The 398-nt window shown below is 57.8% G+C and carries 1 protein-coding gene; it reads left to right on the top strand.

The annotated features are described in order from the left end of the window. Nucleotides 1-398: transposase (locus HMPREF2635_RS03200; RefSeq protein WP_141761674.1), on the top strand; the 398-nt coding region annotated here is incomplete at both ends.

The following is a 398-nucleotide window of genomic DNA, read 5'->3' on the forward strand; positions in this document are numbered from 1 at the left end:
GGGCGCCGCGGACGCAAAGATGACCCGCTGTACAAGCACCGGCGCACCCTGTTGACCAGGACGAACTATCTCACCGAGCGGCAAAAGCAACGCTTAGAAATGCTGTGGGCCACCGATGACGACTACGTGGCCCTAGAAGTAACGTGGCTGCTCTACCAAGACGTGATCGCAGCGTACGCGCATCCGAAGAAATCGGAAGGCAAAAAGCTCATGGAACGCATCATCCACACCCTGCGTAAGGGATTACCGAAAGGCTTAGAAGAGCTTGCCCAACTGGGACGCACCCTGTGGCGTCGGCGCAAAGATGTGCTCGCCTACTTTGATATCGGCGCATCCAACGGCCCCGTTGAGGCAATCAACGGCAGACTCGAACACCTACGCGGCATCGCCCTAGGATT

The organism is Corynebacterium sp. HMSC035E02, assembly GCF_001836065.1.
GTDB classification, from domain to species: Bacteria; Actinomycetota; Actinomycetes; order Mycobacteriales; family Mycobacteriaceae; genus Corynebacterium; species Corynebacterium hiratae.